Annotated in this window: 4 protein-coding genes; all 4 read left to right on the forward strand. The window is 61.1% G+C overall.

What is annotated here, in order from left to right; genetic code table 11:
• Positions 1 to 321: 321 nt before the first annotated feature.
• The 4 genes from JX325_RS08615 to JX325_RS08630 all read left to right on the forward strand — a co-directional run bounded on the left by JX325_RS08615 (position 322) and on the right by JX325_RS08630 (position 9,985).
• Positions 322 to 4,011, forward strand: a complete 3,690-nt coding sequence (locus JX325_RS08615; protein WP_204790753.1) for an S-layer homology domain-containing protein — start codon at positions 322 to 324, stop codon at positions 4,009 to 4,011.
• Positions 4,012 to 4,248: 237 nt separating this feature from the next.
• Positions 4,249 to 6,813, forward strand: a complete 2,565-nt coding sequence (locus tag JX325_RS08620; RefSeq protein ID WP_243414002.1) for a response regulator — start codon at positions 4,249 to 4,251, stop codon at positions 6,811 to 6,813.
• Positions 6,810 to 8,126, forward strand: a complete 1,317-nt coding sequence (locus tag JX325_RS08625) for an ABC transporter substrate-binding protein (RefSeq protein ID WP_204790754.1) — start codon at positions 6,810 to 6,812, stop codon at positions 8,124 to 8,126. The genes JX325_RS08620 and JX325_RS08625 overlap by 4 nt, the downstream gene beginning before the upstream one ends.
• A gap of 188 nt (positions 8,127 to 8,314) precedes the next feature.
• Positions 8,315 to 9,985, forward strand: coding sequence for a nucleoside kinase (locus JX325_RS08630; protein ID WP_243414003.1), 1,671 nt, complete (start codon positions 8,315 to 8,317; stop codon positions 9,983 to 9,985).
• Positions 9,986 to 10,202: the final 217 nt, after the last annotated feature.

Consider the following 10,202-nt stretch of genomic DNA (forward strand, 5'->3'; position numbering starts at 1 on the left):
GTTCTGCACAAGCTGTTTGCACCATTGCTGCTTTCAGCACTTTACTCAAGCGGTTTTAGCCTATTGGTACAGCTTCTAACGCCAAGCGGAAAGCCCGTTTCGGCGGAGCAGCCCGCGCCTCCGGCGGTCGGGGACGTTTCTCCAGGAACATGTACGTTTTTCCTAATATTTCCTGGGATTTCCGCCAGGCAAATCTTGTAAACCCGGCTTTTTTCTGATATATTGTTGACCAGCAGCACTCGCGGAGGAAATCACGGCCCTCAACCGGCGCGGGAAGCGCGGGCGAAGCGCCCTCCGGACAAACCGAAAAGGAGAATTTTCATGAGGAAAAAAACCTTCAGGCTGGCCGCGGCCTTATTGGCCTTCTGCATCGCCGCCTCTCTCTTCCCCCCTGTGGGGCNGGCGGCGGAAAGTGGAGGCTATTTTGATCTGATCGATGCCATTAACCGAGCGGACAGCGGCGGCACGGTCACACTGACCTCGGACGCCATGATCGGCACGGAAGGGGGCGGCGACGATCCGTGGATCATTTCAAAAAATGTCACCATTGTCGGGCAAGGTAACAGGATTATCCTCTGGAGGGGCGGCGTCCTGCTGGACGGAAACGTGACCATTCAAGACGCCCAGTTGGATTTTACCAACAGCACCCGCAACGCGGTCATTGCCAACGGGCACAATCTGACGCTGGACAGCGTAACAGCCGCGGGCTATCCCTTTAATGTCTTCGGCGGCACCTTGTTTCCAAACGATTATGAGCAATTCTCGGTTCCCACCCCCGGCAAGGACAACACCATCACAATCCGGGGAGGCACCAGCCTCCAGGGCACGAGAGAGCAAGTCGTAGGCACCGGCAATATCTACGCCGGCAGTCTCTGCATGGGCGGCATGGGTCCGGACACCGGCCACCTAGACGGCCAGGAAAACTCCTTTGACGGGAATCCCGACATCCGCATAGACGGCTGCGCGAGTCTCTCCGGCGGTGCCTCCGCCGTGGGCCGCATCTATGCCGGAGGCGCGCAGCAGAAAAATCCGCCGAAAGTGGACGGACAAAAAGTGACGCGTCCGGACCCCGCTAAATACACCGTAAACGGAACCGTCACCATCACCGGCACGCAACTCTCCAAAGTGGGCGGCGTGGACGGCGCGGGCGCGACGGAAACCCGTGTGGAATACGAGGGCGTGAATCAGGATACCAAGGTATACAGCGATATCTCCAGCCTGTCGGTACGTTCGGGCAATCTGGTCCTGGCCCAGGGCAGCAGCTTCCGGCAGGACGGGAACGCCTCCCTCTCCATCTCCTCCGGCGCAAAATTGACGGTTTCCAACCTGAACAATTTCACGGTGGATGATTTCACCGCAGATGGCGCAGGGGGCGGCATTCTGGTTATGGGCGCAGATCAAACCATGACCGCCGCCCGGTCGGCGGAGGGTTCGGCTAAGGTAGCCATCGGCGGAACAGACNATTCNAATACCAACTCCACTTCTCAACCCACTGTGGGCCACACCTATATCCAAACCCCGGCCTCCAGCGGCGCTGACTTCCAGCTTCTGCCCCACAGCCTCAAGCCCGGAGTAAGGCTGGAACGTGATGCCAACGGCAATTGGACGGCTGTGGAGGACTCCTCCGGTGGGGACGGGGACCTTGTGAAGGACTTCTTCTTCGACGAAACGGAGCAGACCGTGGAAGCGGGCGGCGAAGCCGAGTTTCCCCTAACCGTCGAAAGCGCAAACGGAGTTCCTGTGTATCTGGACTTCATTCCCCTGAACATCACTATTAATGACAAATCCGCCAAACGGGAAGAGGAAATAATCGACGGGTACACTTATTACAAGTACATTTACAGCGATGCTTTCTGCTATTTCTCCATGGATATCTCCGGGAATTATCTCAACGTTTCCACCGATAAATCCTGTAACCCGGGCGATTATACCATCCGGATCATCGTGCCCAAAGAGCATACGGCTGGAGGAAAGGCGCTTCTCAAGGACGCCAAGCTCACCGTTACGAAAAGCGGCGNCGGAGAGCCGGACCCCGGTCCCGTGGACCCTGTGCTCGACTCCATTTCCGTCAACAGCACCNGGCACAAGACCGCCTATCAGGTGGGCGAGGCCCTGGACGTCTCCGGCCTTACGATTGAAGCGGCCTATTCCGACGGAAGCACACAAACGGTGAAGGTCACGGAGGCAATGGTCTCCGGCTTCAACTCCGATCAGGCGGCGGAGAGCCAGACGCTGACCATTACCTACCAGGGGAAGACCACGACCTACACCGTCCGGATCACCGCCGCCACGGAGCCGCCTGATCCTCCCGATCCTCCCGACCAGCCTGACCCGCCCGGNGAGACNTGCTATCGCCTGACGGTGGGCAACACCGGCGAGGGCGGCACCCCCGCGGGAACCTACACCTATAAGGAAGGGGCCGGCGTCACCGTCCGGGCAGGCGTCAAGGCCGGGAAAACCTTCGCGGCCTGGGACGCGGGGGACCTGACGCTGGACAACCGGAACAACCCGGACCTGAGCTTTAAAATGCCCGCCCGGGACGTGACCTTAAACGCCATTTGGACTCCCGGCGGCGTCACGCCCCCCACCCCCAGCCATGCCCACGCCTGGGGCTCTGCCTGGAAAACCAACGCCTCCCACCACTGGCACGACTGTACCGCCTCCGGCTGTCCCATCACGGCGGACAGCGCAAAGAGCGGCTACGCCGCCCACACCGCCGGAGACTGGGTGGTGGACCGGCCCGCCACGTCTTCCCAGAACGGGACCCGGCACAAGTCCTGCACCGTCTGCGGTTACGAGATGGTCCGGGAGACGCTTCCCGCCACCGGCGGCGGAAGCTCCTCCGGCGGTTCCAGCGGCGGAGGAACTTCCTCCGGCGGTTCCAGCGGCGGAGGAACTTCCTCCGGCGGGAGCTCGTCTTCCGGCGGGAGCTCGTCCTCCGGCGGCTCCTCCTCCAATACCACGACGGTCAAACGGCCCGACGGCTCCACCGTCTCCACCACCGTCAACAAAACCACCGGCACGGAGACGGAGACCACCAGACGGCCCGACGGCTCCAAAACCGTGGTGGAGACGAAAAAGGACGGCACCGTCACCACTACGGAAACGACGAAGGACGGCTCCACCGTCAAAACGGTGGAACGGCCCGACGGAACCGCCGAAACCACCGTGAAGCAGTCCGACGGCCTGACCGCCTCCATCCGGGAGGACCGGAACGGCGCCCGGGCCGACGTGCGGCTTCCCTCCAAGGCGGTTCAGGAGAGCCAGAGAAGCGGCGGGACCATCGTCCTACCCATCCCGGCCCTGCCCGGGGCAAACGCCGACATTGTCATCCGCACCGGCAGCGTCCGGCTTGTCCGGGTGGAAATTCCCGCGGAGGGAGACGCCGACACCACCGTGGCTTACCTCGCCGGCGGCGACGGCTCCGAAACCCTGCTCAAAACCGCCGTTCTCAGCGGAGGCCGGATTGCCGTCAGCGTTCCCGACGGCGCCACGGTGCGGCTCCGGGACAACGGCAAAAATTTCCGCGATACCCGGGGCNACTGGGCGGAGGACGCCATCGGCTTCGTCACCGCCCGGGAGCTCTTCTCCGGCAAAACCTCCACCGCTTTCAGCCCCGACGCACCCATGTCCCGCGCGATGCTGATGACGGTGCTGGCCCGGCTGGACGGCGTAAGCGCCTCCGGAGCGTCCGCCTATGAACAGGGCGCCGCCTGGGCAATCGCCCAGGGGATCAGCGACGGCCGGAACCCGGACAGCACGGTGACGCGGGAGCAGTTCGCGGCCATGCTCCACCGCTGCGCGGGCAGTCCCGCCGCCACGGAGCGGGAACTGCGGTTCAGCGACGCGGAGGCCGTCAGCGGCTATGCGCGCGAGGCGGTCCGCTGGGCTTCGGAAAACGGCATCCTCAGCGGCTACGGAAACGGCTCCTTCTCCCCCGGCGGCAAGGCCACCCGCGCCCAGGCGGCGGCCATGCTGGCCCGGTATGTAAACTTCTTGAATCATTCATAATCCTTCCGCCGCAGGGCGGGAGCACCCACAGGAAGCTTTTGGGAAACAGCATAGGAAGGCCGGCGCTAAAGCGCCGGCCTTTTTTTGCTCCGCCGCCCCGCATCTATTGACACTAAAAGGAAGGGAATAGTATAATGGGATGTAGTATGGCTTCGACGCGGTTTGCGGAACGGGAAGGAGCCCCTTCCCCCGGCAATCAGGCGCCGTACTGCCGGAGCGTTAGAATGGAGCAAGCCAATGATGAACATTCCAAATAAGCAAATCAAGCGGAGGGGCCTCTCCCTGCTCCTCTCCATTATATTGGTTTTCTGCATGTTCGGGGCAATTATATTTTCGGTGTCGCGAAAAACCGCCAGGGAAATGTCCAATTCCGCCATACAAAACTTAAGCGAAAGCCTGGATCTCATTCAGAGCACCATCGAGGCGATCCTGCGCAGCGAAGCGGAGTTTCAGACCCTGATCGCCCAGNAGATCGCCCGTGTGGACGACCCGGAGGCGTACATCCGCGCTTATGAGAAAAACCAGACCATGTCCAAAATGTCTTTGATTCTCTCCGGCAAAACCGAAGGCGTCTCCAATACCGGAGAGCGCTTCACCGAAGACAGCCTGGATTTTTCCGCCGGTGAAACGGTTATGGACCTGCCGATCTCCCAGTCTTATCTGAATTACATGGGCACCTGGTCCTATACNATGAAGTGCCCCGTTGAACGGGACGGCCGGGAAATCNGNACCCTTTACGCCGAGTACATTTACGACGCCGTCGACCGCTCCCTTCCNGAGGGGTTTTACAACAAGCAGGCCTCGCTGTNCGTTATGAACGCGGAAAGCCAGCGCTTTGTCCTAAAGCCCAAGGGCATGGGCCAGCGGAGCGCGGGCCATTTAAATCTGACCGATTTCTACCGCGCCAACGACATTCAGGACCCGGAGATCCGGGCGGAGGTAAACGCGTGCCTGGGAAGCGGGAAGAACATTCTTTTCTACCACGATATCCGGGACGTGCAGGCGCTGAACTACATGTGGTCGGTAAACGGCGGCACCATCTTCCTGGTGGGCTACGTGCCCATCCAGGCCATCCAGCAGNAGGGGCGAACCGTCAGCCAGAATATTTTCATCGTGGTAGCCTCCATGCTGGCGGCCTTCTTCCTGTGCATCCTGCTGTACTACCTCAGCTGGNGGCAGCAGGNTAAGCTCCGNAANGAGCAGGAGGCGGAGCGGAAGCTGCACAGCCAGCAGCTGGCAGAGGCCCTCCAGGCCGCTCAGATCGCCAGCGAGTCCAAGACGACCTTCCTCTCCAACATGTCCCATGACATCCGCACGCCCATGAACGCGGTGCTGGGATTCACCGCCCTCCTCTCCAAGGACGCGGAGAACCCGGCCAAGGTCCGGGAATATACCCAGAAGATCATGGCCTCCGGCCAACACCTTCTCAGCCTCATCAACGACATCCTGGACGTCTCCAAAATCGAGAGCGGAAAAGTCGTGCTGAACCTGGAGGAATTCTCCCTGAACGACGTGATTTCCTCCGTGGACGCCNTCATCCAGCCCATGGCCAAAGCCAGAAAGCAGGACTTTCATCTGGAGGCAACCGGNATCCGGCACGAGCGCCTGATTGGCGACGAAACCCGAATCAACCAGATTTTGATCAACCTCCTTTCCAACGCCGTGAAATACACGCCGGAGGGCGGGCACATCCGCTTCCGCATCATGGAGCTCAAGCAGCGCTCCAGCCAATATGAGCATATCCGCATGGAGGTGGAGGACGACGGCTACGGCATGACGCCGGAATACCTGGAAACCATTTTCGACGCGTTTACCAGAGCGGAAAACAGCACCACCAACAAGGTGCAGGGCACCGGGCTGGGCATGGCCATCACCAAAAGCATCGTAGAGCTGATGGGAGGCACCATTGAGGTGTTCAGCGAGGTGGACCGGGGCTCCCTCTTCCGGGTCGACCTGGAGCTGCGCATTCAGGAGGGGCACGCGGACCGGCGCTTCTGGGAACAGCGGGGCATTTCCCGCGTGCTGGCGGTGGACGCCGACCCGGAGAGCCGGGAGAGCATTCAATCCCTGATGCAGGACGCCGGAATCCGCCTGGACACCGCCGNCGGCTNGNANGAAGCCGCCGCCTGGCTGCGGGACNACGGCGGAGACTGCCAAATCGTCCTGCTGGACTGGGAGACCTGCGGCCTCCAGGCGGCACGGGATCTGCGGGAGTCGTTTTCCATGCCCATCCTCTTCCTGGCGGAATCCGGCGCGGAGGGACTGGAGGAAGCGCTGCAAATCAAATCCGCGGGCATTCTCACAAAGCCGTTCTTCGTCTCCGCCTTCCGGGAGAAGGTGGCGCAGCTCTGGGCGGACCCCGGCGAAGCCCCCGCCCCCGTCCCGGAGGAAGACGGCGGCCTGCAGGGGCTCCATTTCCTCGCCGCGGAGGACAACGAAATCAACGCGGAGATCCTGACGGAGCTTTTGGAGATCGAAGGGGCCTCCTGCGAAATCGTGGAAAACGGCCGTTTAGCGGTGGAGCGCTTCCAGGAGGCGGAAGCGGGCGCGTTCGACGCCATCTTGATGGATGTGCAGATGCCGGTGATGAACGGTCACGAGGCCGCCCGGGCCATCCGCTCCCTGGAGCGGGAGGACGCGGGGCGCATTCCCATCATCGCCATGACGGCCNACGCCTTTGCCGAAGATGAAAAAGCGGCCCTGGACGCGGGGATGACCGCCCATGTGGCCAAGCCGCTGAATATGGAGCATTTGAAGAGCGTTATTGCGCAATGTACCAAGCGAAAGGANGATGGATCATGACGCCTATCAAGAGCGTGAGCCGGAAATGGTCCGCTCTGTTCCTGGCGGTGCTGGCGGCGCTGTCCCTGACGGCCTGCCAAGGCTCCGNCAAGCCCAAAAACCNGATTTCCCAGGAAAAGGAAGCGGCGCGGGTGNTGAACCTGTTCAGCCCCATGGAGAAAACCGATCCCAACGCGAAAAACATCGCCCGGACCGCGTCGGACCTGACGGTGGCAATGGCCGAGGAAAAACTGGGCGTAAGCATGATGTACAGGACCTACACGGCGGAAAACTATCAGGACAAGACCTATGACGAGGTCACTCTCGACCGGGCGCGCAGCAATATGGACGACCTGTATCTTCTGAACCCGGATACCCTCCTGATTTTGGGGGCGGAGGGAAAGCTGATGGACCTCTCGGGGCTGGACAGCGCGAAAAATCTGCGGGAGATCATCCGGGTCGCCAACACGGTGGACGGGAAGCTGATCGCCATTCCCCAGGAGATCGTNGCCTACGGCCTGTTNCTCAACATGGATCTTTTCAACCAGTATGGNTNATCCCAGCCNGNAACACCGGAGGAGNTCCTGGAGTGCTGCCGCGTTTTCAAGGAAAACGGANTCGAGACGCCCATAGGNGCANACCGNTGGTGGCTGGAGACGTTCGTTTTCGCCCAGGCCTACGCGGACCTGTACAACGGCGGGAACGCGGTGGCGGAAATCGCGGCCCTCAACAGCGGCGAGGCCAAATACAGCGACTATATGCGCCCCGGATTTGAGTTCCTGCAAATCCTGATTGACCGGGGCTACATCGACGCGGAGACGGCTCTGGTCAGCGAGGCCATCGAGGCGGAGGGGCCGGACTTCCTGGCGGGAAAAACCCCCATTGTCATGGCCTACTGGGGCGCGGCCAACTCGGAAACCGGCTATGGAAAAACCGATTTTGAAATGCAGGTTGTGGGCTTCCCCAGCAGCCGGGGCCAGATGCCGGTGATACCCATGACCGGATACGGCATCGGCGCGGAGNCGGAGCACCGGGAAGACGCGGCCNNAGCCCTGGACATCATGACCTCGGACGAGGCCCTCCAGCTCTATTCGGAAACCAACCGGGTCATCTCCCCCTCCAAAAACGTGAAGGTGGACTGCGTCCCCTCCCTGCGGCCCCTCAACGACCGGATTGAAGAAGGGATCTACGTCCTGGGCTCCAACGCGGGAATGAATGTGGAGCAGTGGGGAAACACCTGCCTCATCGTGCGGGAGCTTCTGGAAGGCGCGTCGGTGGACGAGTGCATGGCCGCCTTCGACGCGCTTCAGGAAGCGGCGCTTGCCAAGGACTAACATGGCTTNCCGCCATGAGCGGAACCAAGCGGCAAAAGGCCGGGCGGAACNGTCCGCCCGGCCTTTTTACAGCGGAATCCTCCTTGTATTTTCCGCCAAAATATCGTATGATAGAGTCAGCCCGGCTGAGGAAAGCGCAAGCGCCTCTTCACCCGGCGGAACCATCACATATAGAAGGAGGCCATCCTATGGAAGAGAAAAACATGATCAAGGTCACCGTGGACGGCGCGGAATACGCCTATCTTTACGGAACGCCCTACCGCGCCATTGCGGCGGATTTTCAGGGCCGGACCCCTTACGACATCCTGCTGGTCAACCGTGACGGGAAGCTCTGCGAGCTCCACAAAGTTCTGGATCGGGACTGCTCGCTGAAAATGGTCACCGCCCAGGACAGNCCCGGCATCCAGACCTATGAGCGCAGCGCCGTCTTCCTGATGCTGAAGGCCTTCTATGACGTGGCGGGCCAGGAGAATGNGGAACGCATCTCCGTGGAGTACTCCCTCNGCAGCGCCNTCNNTCTCCTGGCCCGGGGAAATTTCACCCTGGACCAGGCCCTGCTGGACCGGGTGGAGGAGCGGATGNGNGAGCTGTCCACCGCCGCGCTGCCCATCGAAAAGCANACCATCAACACCGACGACGCCATGGAGCTGTTCCGCAGGGCCCGGCTGATCCACAAGGCCCAGCTCCTCAGCTTCCGCATCAACTCCCACGTCAACGTCTATTCCCTGGACGGCTTTGTGGACTATTTCTACGGCTACATGGCCCCGGATACCGGCTATATCCGGTGCTTCGGACTGGATCTCTTTGAAAACGGCTTCGTCCTCCGCCTGCCCACCCAGAAGGACCCCAACCATTTAGGGGACTTCAAGCCCTCCCGCAAGGTCTTCCGGGAGCTCTACGAATCCACCCTCCGCTCCGAAGCCCTGAACGCCTCCAACGTGGCGGAGCTGAACACCACCATCTCCCAAGGCGGGGCGACGCCCCTCATCCTGGCCCATGAGGCCATGATGGAAAAGAAAATCGGCGACATCGCCGCCGAAATCGCCTCCCGGAAGGAGGTCCGCTTCGTCATGATCGCCGGGCCCTCCTCCTCCGGCAAGACCACCTTCTCCCACCGGCTGTCCACCCAGCTGCGGGCCTGCGGCCTGCGGCCCTACCCCATCGCCACCGACAACTATTTTGTCAACCGGGACAAAACCCCCCGGGACGAAAACGGCAACTACGACTTCGAGGGCCTGGGGGCCATGGACGTGGAGCAGTTCAATCAGGACTGCATCCGCCTCCTCAACGGCGAGACTGTGGAAATTCCCACCTACAATTTCAAGAAGGNCGCAAGAGAGTACAACGGCAATTGCATGCGCCTGTCGGAAGGCGACGTGCTGGTCATCGAGGGCATCCACTGCCTCAACGACGCTTTCACCCATGCCCTCCCGAAGGAAAGCAAATACAAAATCTATATCAGCTGTCTCACCACGCTGAACATCGACGACCACAACCGCATTCCCACCACCGACGCCNNGCTCCTGCGGCGCATTGAGCGGGACGCCCGGACCCGGGGCTACAGCGCCCAAGCCACCATCAAAATGTGGCCCTCCGTCCGGCGGGGGGAGGAAAACAACATCTTCCCCTTCCAGGACAGCGCGGACATGATTTTCAACTCCGCCCTCATCTACGAGACGGCCCTGCTGAAGCCCTACGTCCAGCCCCTGCTGTTCGGCGTTCCCAGGGATAGCGAGGAGTATATCGAGGCCAAGCGGCTTTTGAAATTCCTGAACTATTTCCTGCCCATCCCCGCGGACAACATCCCCAAGACCTCCTTAATGCGGGAGTTCATCGGCGGGGGCTGCTACCACGCCTGACAAACGCGCCCGCTGCCTGGCGCCGCTAAGCCAGTGAGAACAGGAAACCGCCCGGCATTTCAACATGCCGGGCGGTTTTTCACTCACATCGAACCGCTTAGAAGCACTTGCGGTAGATGGCTTCCTCGCTCTCCAGGTCGAAGGGATAGTAGGCGTTGGTCATGAGGCGCTGCTGGTTGGCCTCCACGCTCTGGGGGAACTTCTTGAAGTCCTCCTC

The sequence above is a fragment of the Oscillibacter sp. CU971 genome (assembly GCF_905219725.1).
Taxonomy (GTDB): Bacteria; Bacillota; Clostridia; order Oscillospirales; family Oscillospiraceae; genus Oscillibacter.